The 16,459-nt window shown below is 54.5% G+C and carries 14 protein-coding genes and 2 pseudogenes; 9 read left to right on the forward strand and 7 right to left on the reverse strand.

Features of this window, described 5'->3' with window-relative positions; all coding sequences use genetic code 11:
• The coding region (locus INF68_RS14850; protein ID WP_227412870.1) for a hypothetical protein at positions 1-184 on the forward strand (184 nt) is incomplete at its 5' end.
• Between the two features lie 65 nt (positions 185-249).
• Here the strand turns inward: INF68_RS14850 and INF68_RS14855 are convergent.
• From INF68_RS14855 to rpmH, 6 genes and pseudogenes are all read right to left on the reverse strand, one after another.
• Positions 250-1,333: pseudogene (locus tag INF68_RS14855) on the reverse strand (tyrosine-type recombinase/integrase); the annotation flags it as partial.
• A 142-nt stretch (positions 1,334-1,475) separates the two neighbouring features.
• A complete protein-coding gene (gene mnmE, locus INF68_RS14860) occupies positions 1,476-2,840 on the reverse strand; it encodes a tRNA uridine-5-carboxymethylaminomethyl(34) synthesis GTPase MnmE (RefSeq protein ID WP_126786536.1) in 1,365 nt (454 codons plus the stop codon).
• A 72-nt stretch (positions 2,841-2,912) separates the two neighbouring features.
• Positions 2,913-4,556, reverse strand: coding sequence for a membrane protein insertase YidC (gene yidC, locus INF68_RS14865; protein ID WP_126786535.1), 1,644 nt, complete (start codon positions 4,554-4,556; stop codon positions 2,913-2,915).
• Positions 4,557-4,558: 2 nt separating this feature from the next.
• Complete coding sequence (yidD, locus tag INF68_RS14870; RefSeq protein WP_001307474.1) at positions 4,559-4,816, reverse strand: membrane protein insertion efficiency factor YidD; 258 nt, start codon at positions 4,814-4,816, stop codon at positions 4,559-4,561.
• Positions 4,780-5,139: a ribonuclease P protein component gene (gene rnpA / locus INF68_RS14875; protein ID WP_032640303.1), complete on the reverse strand. Its 360-nt coding sequence runs from the start codon at positions 5,137-5,139 to the stop codon at positions 4,780-4,782. Before rnpA ends, yidD begins: the two co-directional genes overlap by 37 nt.
• A gap of 16 nt (positions 5,140-5,155) precedes the next feature.
• Positions 5,156-5,296 carry a 50S ribosomal protein L34 gene (rpmH, locus tag INF68_RS14880; protein WP_000831330.1) on the reverse strand — a complete coding sequence of 47 codons (141 nt, stop codon included), beginning with the start codon at positions 5,294-5,296 and terminating at the stop codon, positions 5,156-5,158.
• A gap of 599 nt (positions 5,297-5,895) precedes the next feature.
• Here rpmH and dnaA point away from each other — a divergent pair.
• From dnaA to INF68_RS14910, 6 genes and pseudogenes are all read left to right on the forward strand, one after another.
• Complete coding sequence (dnaA, locus tag INF68_RS14885; RefSeq protein ID WP_010426558.1) at positions 5,896-7,290, forward strand: chromosomal replication initiator protein DnaA; 1,395 nt, start codon at positions 5,896-5,898, stop codon at positions 7,288-7,290.
• 4 nt (positions 7,291-7,294) lie between these two features.
• The gene (dnaN, locus tag INF68_RS14890) at positions 7,295-8,395 is read left to right on the forward strand and encodes a DNA polymerase III subunit beta (protein ID WP_023309804.1); all 1,101 of its coding nucleotides are present in this window, start codon (positions 7,295-7,297) and stop codon (positions 8,393-8,395) included.
• Positions 8,395-9,468, forward strand: coding sequence for a DNA replication/repair protein RecF (recF, locus tag INF68_RS14895; RefSeq protein WP_109846542.1), 1,074 nt, complete (start codon positions 8,395-8,397; stop codon positions 9,466-9,468). Before dnaN ends, recF begins: the two co-directional genes overlap by 1 nt.
• Positions 9,469-9,496: 28 nt before the next feature.
• Complete coding sequence (gene gyrB, locus INF68_RS14900) at positions 9,497-11,908, forward strand: DNA topoisomerase (ATP-hydrolyzing) subunit B (protein WP_109846543.1); 2,412 nt, start codon at positions 9,497-9,499, stop codon at positions 11,906-11,908.
• Between the two features lie 275 nt (positions 11,909-12,183).
• Positions 12,184-12,835, forward strand: a pseudogene (locus INF68_RS14905) (hypothetical protein).
• A 2-nt stretch (positions 12,836-12,837) separates the two neighbouring features.
• A complete protein-coding gene (locus INF68_RS14910) occupies positions 12,838-13,239 on the forward strand; it encodes a hypothetical protein (protein ID WP_126786534.1) in 402 nt (133 codons plus the stop codon).
• Positions 13,240-13,248: 9 nt separating this feature from the next.
• Here INF68_RS14910 and INF68_RS14915 read toward each other — a convergent pair whose 3' ends face one another.
• Entirely contained in the window at positions 13,249-14,184 is a 936-nt protein-coding gene (locus INF68_RS14915) for a LysR family transcriptional regulator (protein ID WP_126786533.1), read from the reverse strand.
• A gap of 110 nt (positions 14,185-14,294) precedes the next feature.
• Between INF68_RS14915 and INF68_RS14920 the strand changes: the two genes are divergently transcribed.
• Positions 14,295-15,320 (forward strand): NAD(P)-dependent alcohol dehydrogenase, encoded by a 1,026-nt coding sequence (locus INF68_RS14920; RefSeq protein WP_047743282.1) that lies wholly within the window; start codon positions 14,295-14,297, stop codon positions 15,318-15,320.
• 115 nt (positions 15,321-15,435) lie between these two features.
• Positions 15,436-16,248: a sugar-phosphatase gene (gene yidA, locus INF68_RS14925; RefSeq protein ID WP_023309809.1), complete on the forward strand. Its 813-nt coding sequence runs from the start codon at positions 15,436-15,438 to the stop codon at positions 16,246-16,248.
• Positions 16,249-16,459: the final 211 nt, after the last annotated feature.

Below are 16,459 nucleotides of genomic sequence, written 5' to 3' on the forward strand. Positions count from 1 at the left end.
AGAAAAAATGGTTGCAGAAGGTAAGTTGATTTATAAGTCTGGATGGTATGAGCCTATAGATGAGGAGACATATTTATTAATTGGCAAATATATCAAAGGCATTAGAGTGAATAAAAATGGTAAAATGCAAGTAAAAATATGTAAAAGAAGCAAAAAGCTTGAACGCATGGTTAATGGCATTTAATTATAAATGGGAGTTATAATTGCAAATCTACTTGGATAAAAATAGCTCCCATCCTTATACTTTAATTAATTATTTATCTCATCAGCCTTCCCAAACTTCCCGATGACCACCTTCCTCCCCTCCTCAATCTGCGCATCAACAAAGTCAGCCCATGACTGAAGCATCTCCCAGCGCTGATTCAGGTACTCTGCACGGTTGTAGACACCGCGAACGCCACCGATCTTATGCGCCAGGCATTTCTCTACCCAGTCGGAGTTGTAGCCTTGCTCATGTAACAATGTGCTGGCAGTACGCCGGAAGCCATGAATAACAAAATCCCTGACGTTCAGATCCAGCGTACGCACCGCGCAGTTAAGCGTTGTTTTGGAGATCGGACGTCGGTAGTCGTTTCGGCTGGGGAAGACGTATGGAGAATCTCCGGCCAGAAATTTTAGCTCTTCGAACATCGCCAGCGCCTGCTTTGACAGCGGAACAATATGCGGGTTATCCATCTTCATTCTTTCGCCGGGTATACGCCATTCCAGCGCATTGAAGTTAACTTCACTCCACGTCGCTTCAATCATCTCCGATTTACGCACCATGCAGATGATCAGTAAGTGCAGGGCGAGCTTGTGGCGTCGGTTCATGTTAGAGGTGTAGATCCCCCGTAACAGGATGCCGATCTCTTCTGCGGTTAGCGCCACGTCGCGGCTTGTTGCTTGTGCGATATAACGGACCTCGATAGCGGCTGCCGGGTTGTTGAAGATGATTCCCCTGGAAATCGCATAGGCCAGCATGCGTTTAAGCACGTTTCGCGTCAGTAGCGCGACGTGATCCGAACCTCGTTGTTTGATGCGGTCGAGCACGACCTGAATATGGGCAGTTGTGAGTTCTTAGAGTTCCAGCTTCCCGATGATGGGAATGATGTTCTTCTCGATAACGCGAGGGATGTTGCTCGGATCGCGGTTACTTTTTTCAACGATATCGGTCAGCCAGCGTTTGGCGAATTTTTGACTGTCGTTGGGTCTTTCTGTTTAAGCTTTTCTTCCTGCTTTTTCTGAGCGGGATTGATGTCATGGACAACCAGTGAGAGGCACTCTGCAAGCCGAAGAATGCTTCTGCAAATGAGAAAGCGGGGTATTAGCCAAGCGTGATATTATTCTGTTTGTTAATTATGAGATGGGCACAATTCAGGACACAAAAATCGCGGATGAACCCGCACGACTATGGACGAGTATGGAAAGTAAAAACCCGCATTAACAGATAGTTAATGCGGGTTAGTGAACGTTCACGGACGAAGATGGACTAAAACTTACTTACCAATACAGAAGCTCGAGAAGATCCGTCCCAGCAGATCGTCCGGGGTAAACTCCCCGGTGATCTCGCTCAGATTCTGCTGTGCCAGGCGCAGCTCTTCCGCCAGCAGTTCGCCCGCCCACGCGCCGATCAGCTGCGCTTTACCCTGAACAAGGTGGTTTGCCGCCTCTTCCAGTGCCTGCAGGTGACGACGACGCGCCAGGAAGCCGCCTTCCATGCTGGTATCAAAGCCCATGCTCTGCTTGAGATGGTTACGCAGGTCGTCAACGCCTTCACCGGTACGCGCCGACAGGCGAATCAGTGAGTGACCATTCACATCGCTGATACCGAGCGTTTCGCCGGTCACGTCCGCTTTGTTACGCACCACGGTGATCGGCAGCTTAGCCGGCAGGCGGGCGATAAAGTCCGGCCAGATCTCCGCCGGGTCAACGGCGTCGGTCGTGGTGCCGTCCACCATAAACAGCACGCGGTCGGCCTGCTCGATCTCCTGCCAGGCGCGTTCGATACCGATGCGCTCAACCTCGTCGCTGGCATCGCGCAGACCGGCGGTATCGATGATGTGCAGCGGCATGCCGTCGATGTGGATGTGCTCGCGCAGCACGTCGCGAGTGGTACCGGCAATGTCGGTCACGATTGCCGCTTCACGGCCCGCCAGGGCGTTCAGCAGGCTTGATTTCCCGGCGTTAGGGCGTCCGGCAATCACCACCTTCATCCCTTCGCGCAGCAGGCTTCCCTGACGCGCTTCGGCGCGAACGGCGTCGAGATCGGCCATCACCTGGTTGAGCTGGGCTTCAATTTTACCGTCAGAGAGAAAATCGATCTCCTCATCCGGGAAGTCGATAGCCGCTTCCACGTAGATGCGCAGGTGAGTAAGTGCTTCCACAAGGTGATTCACACGCGCGGAGAATGCCCCCTGCAGCGAATTCAGGGCGGAGCGGGCCGCCTGCTCGGAGCTGGCGTCGATCAGGTCAGCAATGGCCTCCGCCTGCGCCAGGTCGAGCTTGTCGTTGAGGAAGGCACGTTCGGAGAACTCGCCCGGCTTCGCAATGCGCAGGCCCGGCAGGGTCAGGATCCGTTTTAACAGCAGGTCGAGGATAACCGGGCCGCCGTGACCCTGCAGCTCCAGCACGTCTTCGCCGGTGAAAGAGTTCGGGCCGGGGAACCACAGCGCAATGCCCTGGTCCAGCGGCGTGCCGTCGGTATCTTTAAACGGCAGGTAATCAGCGTAGCGCGGCTTTGGCAGTTTACCCAGCACCGCTTCGGCCACCTCGCGCGCCTTCAGGCCGGAGATGCGCAGAATGCCTACACCACCGCGTCCCGGTGGGGTTGCCTGGGCGACGATAGTGTCGTTATGGCTCATGGTTGGTCTCGTTCAATACAAATAAAAAAGGCGGTCAATCGACCGCCCTTATTTTAGCGTTAACTTACCGAATCAGGACTTTTTCTTTTCGCGGCTATGCAGGCCACGTTTTTCCAGACCACGGTAAATCAGCTGCTGCTGGATAATGGTCACCAGGTTGCTGACGATATAGTACAGCACCAGACCTGACGGGAACCACAGGAAGAACACGGTGAAGATGACCGGCATAAAGGTCATAATCTTCTGCTGCATCGGGTCGGTCACGGTGGTCGGCGACATCTTCTGGATGAAGAACATCGTCACGCCCATCAGGATCGGCAGGATGTAGTACGGGTCCTGTGCGGACAGGTCATGGATCCACAGTGCGAACGGCGCGTGGCGCAGCTCAACGGAACCCATCAGCATGTAGTACAGCGCAAGGAAGATTGGCATCTGAATCAGCAGCGGGAAGCAACCACCCAGTGGGTTCACTTTCTCTGCTTTATACAGGGCCATCATCTCCTGGCTCTGACGCTGTTTGTCATCGCCCAGACGCTCACGCATTGCCTGAATCTTCGGCTGCAGCATGCGCATCTTCGCCATGGAGGTGTACTGCGCTTTAGTCAGCGGGTACATGATGCCACGAACGATGAAGGTGATAACGATGATGGAGAAGCCCCAGTTACCCAGGAAGCTGTGGATGAACTTCAGCAGCTTAAACAGCGGCTGAGAGATGAACCACAACCAGCCGTAATCCACGGTCAGATCCAGGTGCGGCGCAACAGCGGCCATTTTGTCCTGAATTTCCGGGCCGACCCACAGGGTGCTTGCCATCTTACCGGTTTGACCCGGCTGGACCAGAACCGGCTGAGATTTGTAGCCGATGGCGGCAATACCGTTGCCCAGGTTCGCGGTGTAGAAGTTATTCGTACCGTCGTTATTCGGGATCCACGCGGTCGCGAAATACTGCTGCAGCATGGCCACCCAACCGCCTTTGGAGCTGACGTTCAGGTTTTCGTTATCGGCAATGGTGTCGAATTTGTATTTCTCGTACTTCGCATCAGGCGTGGAGTACGCCGCACCGCGGAAGGTATGCAGCGCAAAGTTGCTGCTTCCGGTATCACGGTGGGACGGCAGATTGATGGACTGCTTCAACTGACCAAAGGTCGAGATTTCCAGCGGTTTCTCACCGGCGTTCTGTACGCTGTAGCCCACGTTCACCGCATATTCACCGCGCTTCAGGGTGAAGGTTTTGGTGAAGGTGTTGCCTGCGGCGTCGGTGTAAGTCATCGGAATAACGAGTTCGTTCTGACCATCAGCCAGCACAAAGGTGTCATTCTCGACGGTATACAGTGGACGCGCACCGTTAGCCGGGTTATCCGGGCCATCACGACCGGTCAGGCCGCTTTGCGCCTGGTAGATAAACTCTGGCGTGGTTTCCAGTAACTGGAACGGTTCGGAAGACTTCAGCTCTTTCGGGTAGGTCAACAGCAGCGCCTGCTCAACATCACCACCACGGGTGTTGATTGTCAGCTCAAGCACATCGGTCTTAACCGTAATCTGTTTCCCCTGGCCACTGGCCGGTACGCCCTGGTCGGCGGCGCTACCCGCTGCGGTGGTCGTAGTCTGCGTGGTCTGCTGCTGGGGTTGAGGATTTTTATCCTGCTCCCATGCCTGCCAGATCATGAAAGACACGAACAACAAAGCGATGATAAGAAGATTGCGTTGCGAATCCATCGTTAGTGTTCTCTGGTATCAAAGGGTCCTGGGGGGACGGGGTCGTCTCCACCGGGGTGTAAAGGGTGGCATTTTAATACGCGTTTCACCGTCAACCAACTGCCTTTTATCACTCCAAACCTGCGCAATGCCTCAATTCCGTAGCTTGAGCATGTTGGTGTGAAACGGCAGTGCGGCCCGAGTAGCGGACTAATCAGGCGTTGATAGACCCGAATGAGGGCTATCAGGACCCGTGAGCCAGGCGACAGTGGCGGCGCCATAATTTTTCCAACGCTTCCGAGAGAGCACGGTTATCGAGGTCGGCAACCCCTTTTTTAGCCACCACCACGAAATCCATTGAAGGCAGTTCGTGCTGACGTAAACGGAAGCTTTCACGCGTCAGACGTTTAATCCGATTGCGTTCATGCGCACGCTTAACATTTTTCTTGGCGACTGTGAGACCGATGCGGGGATGCCCCAGCGAATTTTGGCGGCCGAGGATGGTGATTTGCGGCGTGCCAGCCCGTAGTGGCTGCTGGAAGACGAAAGTGAAATGAGCGGGAGTTAACAAACGTAACTCCCTGGGAAATGCTAGCTTAACCACTCAGGGGTTAGCTTTATTACTTGGAAACGGTCAGACGAGCGCGGCCTTTAGCACGACGACGTGCCAGAACCTGACGACCATTTTTAGTAGCCATACGAGCACGGAAGCCGTGAGAACGGTTGCGCTTCAGTACAGACGGTTGAAAAGTGCGTTTCATGGCGATTTCTACCTAAACTTGAATAAATTCACTGACTTTTGCGTATACCCGAACGAGTTTCGAACGACTAACGCCTCAGCGTGGGTGATTAAAGAGGCCGGATTGTAATAATTGTACACTCCGGAGTCAATTCTCTTTCCTTATTTCCCGCGTATTTCCGCACGTTTTCGCGTGGAAAATGAGCAACGGACGACGCAGGAAGATGAGCATCACGCGCCGGGTCGAGGATTATACGGCCTCGCCAACAAAGCGCAAGGATCGTCCCGGATCTTCGTTAGATCATTTAAGCAATAAATTGTCTGTGCTCATTAATTTTTCCAATATGCGGACTAAATCGTGGGGTACTGGCGCCAGGATCGTTTACACTTATCCGGTTCCGGATCTTCCTGTGGATAAATCGGGAAGAATCTGTGAGAAACAGAAGATCTCTGGCTCAGTTTAGGCTATGATCCGCGGTCCCGATCGGGATCCCAGGATCCTGGTCAGGATAAATTGCAGATAGCAATTCGCACGTCCCCCTTTACACAGGGTCATGTCGATGTGCGCCAACAATCATGAATATTCAATAGTTTTCTTTTATTGTTCGAGTGGAGTCCGCCGTGTCACTTTCGCTTTGGCAGCAGTGTCTTGCCCGATTGCAGGATGAGTTACCAGCCACAGAATTCAGTATGTGGATCCGCCCGTTGCAGGCGGAACTGAGCGATAACACGCTGGCTTTGTATGCGCCAAACCGTTTTGTGCTCGATTGGGTAAGGGACAAGTACCTTAATAACATCAATGGACTGCTGAACGATTTCTGCGGGTCTGATGCCCCGCAGCTGCGCTTTGAAGTGGGCACAAAGCCGGTCACCCAAACCGTTCGTGAAACCGTGAACGTAGCAGCACCTGCTCAGGCCGCGCCTGCTCCGGCCCCTCGCGTCGCACCCGCTCGTCAGGGCTGGGATAATGTCCCCGCACCGGCTGAGCCAACCTACCGCTCTAACGTTAACGTGAAACACACGTTCGATAACTTCGTTGAAGGTAAGTCGAACCAGCTGGCGCGCGCGGCGGCTCGTCAGGTTGCTGATAACCCTGGTGGGGCCTACAACCCGCTGTTCCTTTATGGCGGTACGGGTCTGGGTAAAACGCACCTGCTGCATGCGGTGGGTAACGGCATTATGGCGCGCAAGCCCAATGCCAAAGTGGTGTATATGCACTCCGAACGCTTCGTTCAGGACATGGTAAAAGCCCTGCAAAACAATGCGATCGAAGAGTTTAAACGCTACTATCGTTCTGTTGACGCGCTGCTCATCGATGACATCCAGTTCTTTGCCAATAAAGAACGATCGCAGGAAGAGTTTTTCCACACCTTTAATGCCCTGCTGGAAGGCAATCAGCAGATCATTTTGACCTCGGATCGTTACCCAAAAGAGATCAACGGCGTTGAAGATCGTCTGAAATCCCGCTTCGGCTGGGGCCTGACGGTGGCGATCGAGCCACCGGAGCTGGAAACCCGCGTTGCGATCCTGATGAAGAAAGCCGATGAAAACGACATTCGCCTGCCGGGCGAAGTGGCGTTCTTCATTGCCAAGCGTCTGCGCTCCAACGTGCGTGAGCTGGAAGGAGCGCTGAACCGCGTTATCGCCAATGCCAACTTCACCGGTCGTGCGATCACCATCGATTTTGTGCGTGAAGCGCTGCGAGATTTGCTGGCATTGCAGGAAAAACTGGTCACTATCGACAATATTCAAAAGACGGTGGCTGAGTACTACAAGATCAAAGTGGCAGATTTACTGTCTAAACGTCGTTCCCGCTCGGTGGCGCGTCCGCGTCAGATGGCGATGGCGCTGGCAAAGGAGTTAACCAACCACAGTCTGCCGGAAATCGGGGATGCGTTTGGTGGCCGTGACCATACGACCGTGCTGCACGCTTGTCGCAAGATTGAGCAGTTACGCGAAGAAAGCCACGACATAAAAGAAGATTTTTCCAATCTAATCAGAACATTATCATCGTGACGCTATGAAATTTACCGTTGAACGTGAACATTTATTAAAACCGCTGCAACAGGTGAGTGGCCCATTAGGTGGCCGCCCAACGCTGCCTATTCTCGGAAACCTGCTGCTTCAGGTCGCGGACGGTACGCTGTCGCTGACCGGTACAGATCTGGAAATGGAAATGATCGCGCGCGTTACGCTGACGCAGCCGCACGACGCAGGCGCGACCACGGTTCCGGCACGTAAATTCTTTGACATCTGCCGCGGGCTGCCGGAAGGCGCTGAAATCGCCGTGCAGCTGGAAGGCGACCGTATGCTGGTGCGCTCTGGCCGCAGCCGTTTCTCGCTCTCCACGCTGCCTGCTGCGGACTTCCCGAACCTGGACGACTGGCAGAGCGAAGTTGAATTCACCCTGCCGCAGGCGACGATGAAGCGTCTGATTGAAGCCACGCAGTTCTCCATGGCGCATCAGGACGTCCGTTACTACTTAAACGGCATGCTGTTCGAAACCGAAGGTGAAGAGCTGCGTACCGTAGCCACTGACGGCCACCGTCTGGCGGTCTGTTCTATGCCGATTGGCGACGCGCTGCCAAACCATTCGGTGATCGTGCCGCGTAAAGGGGTGATTGAGCTGATGCGTATGCTCGACGGCGGCGACACGCCGCTGCGCGTGCAGATCGGCAGCAACAATATCCGCGCACACGTGGGCGATTTTGTCTTCACGTCTAAGCTGGTTGACGGTCGTTTCCCGGATTATCGCCGCGTATTGCCGAAGAATCCGGACAAAACGCTGGAAGCGGGCTGCGATAGCCTCAAGCAGGCCTTTGCCCGTGCGGCCATTCTCTCCAACGAGAAATTCCGCGGCGTGCGCCTGTACGTGAGTGAAAACCAGATCAAAATCACCGCCAATAACCCGGAGCAGGAAGAGGCAGAAGAAATTCTGGACGTCACCTACGCCGGAACCGAGATGGAAATCGGCTTTAACGTCAGTTACGTGTTGGATGTGCTGAATGCGCTGAAGTGCGAGAACGTGCGCATTCTGCTGACCGACTCCGTTTCAAGCGTACAGATTGAAGATGCCGCATCACAGTCGGCTGCTTATGTTGTCATGCCAATGAGACTGTAATGTCGCTCACCCGTCTGTTGATCCGCGACTTTCGCAATATCGAAAGCGCGGATCTCGCTTTATCCCCTGGCTTTAACTTCCTGGTTGGCGCAAACGGCAGCGGCAAAACCAGCGTGCTTGAGGCCATCTATACGCTCGGCCACGGTCGGGCGTTTCGCAGTTTGCAGATTGGTCGCGTCATTCGCCACGAGCAGGAAGCTTTTGTTCTGCACGGGCGTTTGCAGGGCGATGAGCGTGAGACCGCCATCGGCCTGACCAAAGACAAGCAGGGCGACAGCAAGGTGCGCATCGACGGCACCGACGGCCATAAAGTGGCGGAGCTGGCGCTGCTGATGCCGATGCAGCTGATAACGCCGGAGGGGTTTACTTTACTCAACGGCGGCCCCAAATACAGAAGAGCGTTCCTCGACTGGGGATGCTTTCACAACGAAGCCGGATTCTTTAACGCCTGGAGCAACCTGAAGCGTCTGCTCAAGCAGCGTAACGCCGCGCTGCGCCAGGTTACCCGTTACGCCCAGCTGCGTCCGTGGGACATGGAGTTAATCCCTCTCGCGGAACAAATCAGCAACTGGCGTGCCGAATACAGCGCAGGTATCGCCGAAGATATGGCCGACACCTGCAAACAGTTTTTACCCGAGTTCTCTCTCACCTTCTCCTTCCAGCGCGGCTGGGAGAAAGAGACGGATTATGCCGAGGTGTTAGAGAGAAGCTTCGAGCGCGACCGCATGTTGACCTACACCGCACACGGCCCGCACAAGGCGGATTTCCGCATTCGTGCCGACGGTGCACCGGTGGAAGACACGCTTTCGCGCGGGCAGCTCAAGCTCCTGATGTGTGCGCTGCGCCTGGCACAGGGAGAGTTTCTCACCCGCGAGAGCGGAAGACGCTGCCTGTACCTGATAGATGATTTTGCCTCGGAACTTGACGACGCGCGGCGCGGGCTGCTTGCCAGCCGCTTAAAAGCCACGCAGTCGCAGGTTTTCGTCAGCGCCATTAGCGCTGAACACGTTATAGACATGTCGGACGAAAATTCGAAGATGTTTACCGTGGAAAAGGGTAAAATAACGGATTAACCCAAGTTGAAATGAGCGAGAAACGTTGATGTCGAATTCTTATGACTCCTCCAGTATCAAAGTCCTGAAAGGGCTGGATGCGGTGCGTAAGCGCCCGGGTATGTATATCGGCGACACGGATGACGGCACCGGTCTGCACCACATGGTATTCGAGGTGGTAGATAACGCTATCGACGAAGCGCTCGCGGGTCACTGTAAAGACATCGTGGTCACCATCCATGCGGATAACTCCGTCTCCGTCACCGATGACGGTCGTGGCATCCCAACCGGTATTCACCCGGAAGAGGGCGTCTCTGCGGCGGAAGTGATCATGACCGTCCTGCACGCAGGCGGTAAGTTCGACGATAACTCCTATAAAGTTTCCGGCGGCCTGCACGGCGTAGGTGTTTCGGTAGTAAACGCCCTGTCGCAGAAGCTGGAGCTGGTTATCCAGCGCGAAGGCAAAATCCACCGTCAGCTCTATACGCACGGCGTGCCGCAGGCACCGCTGGCCGTCACGGGCGACACCGACAAAACCGGTACCATGGTGCGTTTCTGGCCGAGCCTCGAAACCTTCACCAACGTCACCGAGTTTGAGTACGACATCCTGGCGAAACGCCTGCGTGAACTGTCGTTCCTGAACTCTGGCGTCTCGATTCGCCTGCGCGACAAGCGTGACAACAAAGAAGACCACTTCCACTACGAAGGCGGTATCAAGGCGTTTGTTGAGTATCTGAACAAGAACAAAACGCCAATTCACCCGAATATCTTCTACTTCTCCACCGAAAAAGACGGTATCGGCGTGGAAGTGGCGCTGCAGTGGAACGACGGTTTCCAGGAAAACATTTACTGCTTCACCAACAACATTCCACAGCGTGACGGCGGTACGCACCTTGCAGGCTTCCGTGCGGCGATGACCCGTACCCTGAACGCCTACATGGACAAAGAAGGCTACAGCAAAAAAGCAAAAGTCAGTGCCACCGGTGATGACGCCCGTGAAGGCCTGATTGCCGTTGTCTCCGTGAAGGTGCCGGATCCGAAGTTCTCCTCACAGACCAAAGACAAGCTGGTCTCTTCCGAGGTGAAATCGGCGGTTGAACAGCAGATGAACGAACTGCTGAGCGAATACCTGCTGGAAAACCCGTCCGACGCGAAAATCGTGGTGGGTAAAATTATTGATGCGGCGCGTGCCCGTGAAGCGGCGCGTAAAGCCCGTGAAATGACCCGTCGTAAAGGCGCGCTGGACTTAGCAGGCCTGCCGGGCAAACTGGCTGACTGCCAGGAACGCGACCCGGCGCTGTCCGAACTGTACCTCGTGGAAGGGGACTCCGCGGGCGGTTCTGCGAAGCAGGGCCGTAACCGTAAGAACCAGGCTATCCTGCCGCTGAAGGGTAAAATCCTTAACGTTGAGAAGGCGCGCTTCGACAAGATGCTCTCTTCTCAGGAAGTGGCGACGCTCATTACCGCGCTGGGCTGCGGCATCGGCCGTGATGAGTACAACCCGGACAAACTGCGCTACCACAGCATCATCATCATGACCGATGCGGACGTCGACGGCTCGCACATTCGTACGCTGCTGTTGACCTTCTTCTATCGTCAGATGCCTGAAATCGTCGAGCGTGGCCACGTCTACATTGCACAGCCGCCGCTGTACAAGGTGAAGAAAGGCAAGCAGGAACAGTACATTAAAGACGACGAAGCGATGGATCAGTATCAAATCGCAATCGCCCTTGATGGCGCAACCCTGCATGCGAACTCGCACGCCCCTGCACTGGCCGGCGAGCCGCTGGAGCGTCTGGTGTCCGAGTTCAACGCGACGCAGAAAATGATCACGCGTATGGAACGCCGCTATCCGAAAACGCTGCTGAAGGAGCTGGTTTATCAGCCAACCCTGACCGAAGCCGATCTGAGCGACGAGCAGACCGTGACCCGCTGGGTGAACGCCCTGGTGACCGATCTCAACGAGAAAGAGCAGCACGGCAGCATGTGGAAATGCGATATCCAGCAGAACGCCGATAAGCAGTTCGAGCCTATTATTCGCGTGCGTACCCACGGCGTTGATACCGACTACCCGCTGGAACACGAGTTTGTGACCGGTCCGGAATACCGCCGTATCTGCACGCTCGGCGAGACGCTGCGTGGCCTGATCGAAGACGATGCGTTCATCGAACGTGGCGAACGTCGTCAGCCTGTAGCCAGCTTCGAGCAGGCGCTGGACTGGCTGGTGAAAGAGTCTCGTCGTGGTCTTGCGATCCAGCGTTATAAAGGTCTGGGTGAAATGAACCCGGAGCAGCTGTGGGAAACTACCATGGATCCGGAAAGCCGCCGCATGTTGCGCGTCACCGTTAAAGACGCGATTGCTGCGGACCAGCTGTTCACGACCCTGATGGGCGATGCGGTTGAACCACGTCGTGCCTTCATCGAAGAGAACGCCCTGAAAGCGGCAAATATCGATATTTAACGGTTGTTATTGTGGGGTCTCATTTCAAATGAAATGACATCTCATAAAGAATGCAGTCGGCTAAGAACAAAAAGAGAGGGGCACGATGTCCCTCTCTTTTTTTGCTTAAATTGGTGTATCAATAGAACAAAGTCGATCTCATTGGCATAACCCTCTACCAGGAGAATATATCCCGAACATACCCTGACGAAGAGTATGGTGGTCTGTTAGAGTTGAAATCGTTACGGAAAAAGGAATACACCGAATGAGCAGCAGGAGCGATATTATCGGGGCCGATGAATGGCCTCATCTACAGTGAGGTCCTCGGTTGGATTGACCTGGGGCATGCCAGGGGCGAAGATATTTCCCTGCTTCTGGCTGATTTCAGCAGCGGCGAAGCCAGTGGCAGACCTTATTACACGATTGCATACAATCAGAGAATGAATATCGGGAAAGGACTTGCCGGAACGGGTAAGTTTGTTCGCTGGGAAATAAAACGTGGGCGCTCGATGTCAGAAATTAACAGCATTGCCCTGGCCATGATGATGGATACCGCGAGAAATTTTGAAAATTACCAGTCTCGCGCTTTTTTCAGCTGGTACACCGATAGCGGGTTCAGCGGAGAAGACCTGGTGTCGGATCTGCTCGGTTTTTACAGGGCGCTGATTCCTTCGGATTACCGGGCTCAGTTGAGGCCTGAGCCGTGAAAGCGCACTACGCCGCTGGGATCATTACGGACCGATCGGTAATTTCAAGAACCGGGGTTTTCTTCCACTGATGTTTCCCGACCCTGATGACCTAAATATCCGGCATGAACCCTATAAAGGCTCGCTTCCCCGCTTTATGAAGTGGGTAACGCCGTTTGATAACTTCAGTTCAGACATTGTTCGTATTCTTAACGATAACGGCACATATCATTCCTTCTTTACCCACTCAGGACGACGTTGAGCATGAAAAAGTTAGCCATATACTCAGGGCTGGCCATCGTGATTGTCACGGTCATATACCTCCTTTTGCCGTATGAGCCTGAGATGACATACCGTGAATCAGATAGGGTTCGCTATCATCTTTACACCCCAGAATCGATTAAGCAGGTACCACGCCTTTCACCGGATTATACCTTCAACCACTCTGCTGCAAATGGACAGCCGGAAACCGCTGGCGTGTGCTTTAGCGGGGTATCTGATACCGCTGCACTTAAACAATACCTTGTTTCGCGTGGCTATTCCTTTGCGAGAAAAGCTCCCGCCGGGGAGTTGTGGACGTCAGAACGTAGCCGGGATGTGTACTTCACTGTTATAAGCAGATTTTCGCCTGGTAAGCAGGTTTGCCTGTATGAATCAGATCGTTAACCTGTGCTTTTAGCGCGGCTTTGTTGTGGGAGCAGGCATATCCAGCGACATCACGGACGGTAAACGGTTCGCCAGCGTATCTATCGCTATTCTTACCCTCAGCGGCAGATGCGGCGTCTGCTGCCACACGGCATGAACGTTGAAATGCACATCCGGTGCCTGCTTTAAGAACGGGACGAGTTTACCCTGGTGAATATCTTTGACGACCATCCAGCAGGGCAGCCATGCAATGCCGTGTCCGGCCAGCGCAGCGTCGCAGATCGCCTGCAAATCATCCATATTGAGCGACGATCGGGGCGTAAAGGTGTGCGACGTTCCTTCGTTATCCATCAGCTGCCAGGACAACACTCTGCCTGCGCTCAAATAGTTAATGGCCGTATGCTGGGATAAATCATTAACGCTTTGTGGCTGGCCTTTCTTCAGCAGATACTCCGGCGCGGCGCACAGCACCATGCGGTGTTCTCCCAGCTTTCTGGCGACCAGCACGCTGCTGTCCTGAAGCGTGCCGTTACGCACCGCCATATCAAACCCTTCCTCGACCAGATCCACCACGCGGTCGCTGAATGACATTTCCAGCTCAAGCCCGGGGTGTTCCTGAGCCAGCGCTATCAGCAGCGGGGCGACACACTGGCGACCAAACAGCACCGGCATGGAAATGCGCAGGCGACCGCTGACCTGCTGTTTCCCCGTCTCAAGCAGCGATTCCGCACTCCGAATCTCCTCCAGCGCGCGCAGGCAGCGTTCATAAAAAAGGGAGCCGTTATCGGTCAGACTCTGGCTGCGGGTGGTGCGCTGAAAAAGACGTACCCCCAGCCGTTGTTCAAGGCGAGCGATACTTTTTCCGACCGCCGAGCGTGACAAATGCAGACGAATGGCGGCCTGCGCAAAACTTCCCGCCTCAACGGCGGCCACAAAAACAGGAATATCCTTCAGCGTATCGGTCATCGATTGTATCTGTTCTGGCGTCAATAAAGAGAAAACTTATCGCCACTGGCGACCTTTAGTCAACGGTAGACTGTCAGGACTAAAGCTCATCTGATGGCAGGAGAAATTAAATGACAGAGACAATGCAACGCTGGTCCATGGATGCCCTCGGGCGCGAGAACCTCAAGCTGACTCAGGCGCCCGTCCCACAGCCGGGCCCGGGTGAAGTGCGCGTGCGGGTGAATGCCGTTGCGCTTAACTATCGCGATAAAATGGTTGTTGAAGGCACAATGCCGATTCCGCTTTCCTTCCCGTTTACCCCGGCATCTGACATGGCGGGCGTGGTGGACAGCATTGGTGAAGGCGTTACGCGCTTCCAGCCCGGCGCGCGCGTCATCTCAACCTTCTTCCCTGAGTGGATCGACGGTAAGCCGCAGGCGGACGCGCGCAATCTGCCCTATAAAACGTCCGGCGGATACTTTCAGGGCATGCTGTCCGAGTATGTGATTGTGAATGAAGGCGCGCTGGCGGCCTCCCCGGAGACTCTGGATGACGCCGAGGCCAGCACGCTGCCCTGCGCAGGGCTCACCGCCTGGTTTGCGCTGGTGGAACGTGGTCAGCTGCGCGCCGGTCAATCGGTGCTGGTGCAGGGCACGGGCGGCGTGGCGATATTCGCCCTGCAAATCGCAAAAGCGCACGGGGCGGAGGTTTTTGTCACCTCGGGGAGTGATGAAAAACTGGCGCTGGCCAAAAAGCTGGGAGCCAGCCAGGGCATCAACCGTCTGAAAGGCGACTGGGCGGAAAATACGCTGGCGCTCACGCAGGATCGCGGTATCGACCATATTATTGAAACCGTAGGCGGAGAGAACCTGAAGCATTCCCTGCGCGCCGTTGCCGTTCACGGACGTATCTCCGTCATTGGCGTGCTGGCCGGGACGGAGATTACCCTCTCTGCTGGCGAACTGCTGCTGAAATCACCCGTCATTCAGGGGATTGGCGTGGGGCACCGCCGGGCGCTGGAAGATTTTGTCCGCGCAGTTGACGTCACGGGGCTGAAGCCGGTGATTGAGCATCGCTACCGTTTTAACGAGCTTGAACAGGCGTTTGAACATCTGGATCGCGGCGCGTTCGGTAAAATAGTTCTCACCCGCGAGTAAGCCTTCGTTCCCCGGAATCAGCGTAAAAGGGGCATTCCTGTTGCGCAATATAGCTCTATTTTTGTGTGCTTAATCGCGTTAGCATGAGGCAGCACTCATTTATTCCGGGGAACTCATGGCTATCAAACTCATCGCAATCGATATGGACGGCACGCTGCTGCTGCCAGATCACACTATCTCTCCAGCCGTTAAAAACGCGATTGCCGCGGCGCGCGCAAAGGGCGTGAATGTGGTCCTGACCACGGGGCGTCCGTATGCGGGCGTACACAGCTATCTGAAAGAACTGCACATGAATCAGCCGGGCGACTACTGCATCACCTATAACGGCGCGCTGGTGCAGAAAGCCGCTGACGGCAGTACGGTTGCGCAAACCGCGCTGAGCTACGATGACTATCTGTTCCTGGAAAAACTGTCCCGTGAAGTGGGTTCCCACTTCCACGCGCTCGATCGCAATACGCTCTATACCGCCAACCGCGATATCAGCTACTACACGGTACATGAATCCTACGTTGCGACCATTCCGCTGGTGTTCTGTGAAGCGGAGAAAATGGACCCGGCGACGCAGTTCCTGAAAGTGATGATGATCGACGAGCCGGAGATCCTGGATAAAGCGATTGCGCGCATTCCGGCGGAGGTAAAAGAGAAGTACACCGTGCTGAAAAGTGCGCCGTACTTCCTCGAAATCCTCGATAAACGCGTCAATAAAGGCACCGGTGTCAAATCACTGGCCGATGCGCTGGGTATTAAACAGGAAGAGATCATGGCGCTGGGCGACCAGGAAAATGACATCGCGATGATCGAATTCGCCGGTATGGGCGTGGCGATGGATAACGCCATTCCATCCGTGAAAGAAGTGGCCAACTTCGTGACCAAATCCAACCTGGAGGACGGCGTTGCTTACGCGATCGAGAAGTTTGTGCTGCAGTAACGCTTATTTTTAATCATCAGCCTCGGTTATCAACCGGGCTTTTTTTTGCGCTGAATTTATTGAATTGTTCTTTTTGTGATCTTGATTGTAGTACAACATTAAATGATTGTACTACATTACAGCCATGGCAAAGACGAACTCCCTCACGTTTGTACTGCAAAAGTGAGGTGAAATTCAGCGGTCGCGGTAAAGTAGTGATGGACATACAGAG

The organism is Enterobacter cloacae complex sp. P16RS2, assembly GCF_014982155.1.
GTDB lineage: Bacteria > Pseudomonadota > Gammaproteobacteria > Enterobacterales > Enterobacteriaceae > Enterobacter > Enterobacter cloacae_M.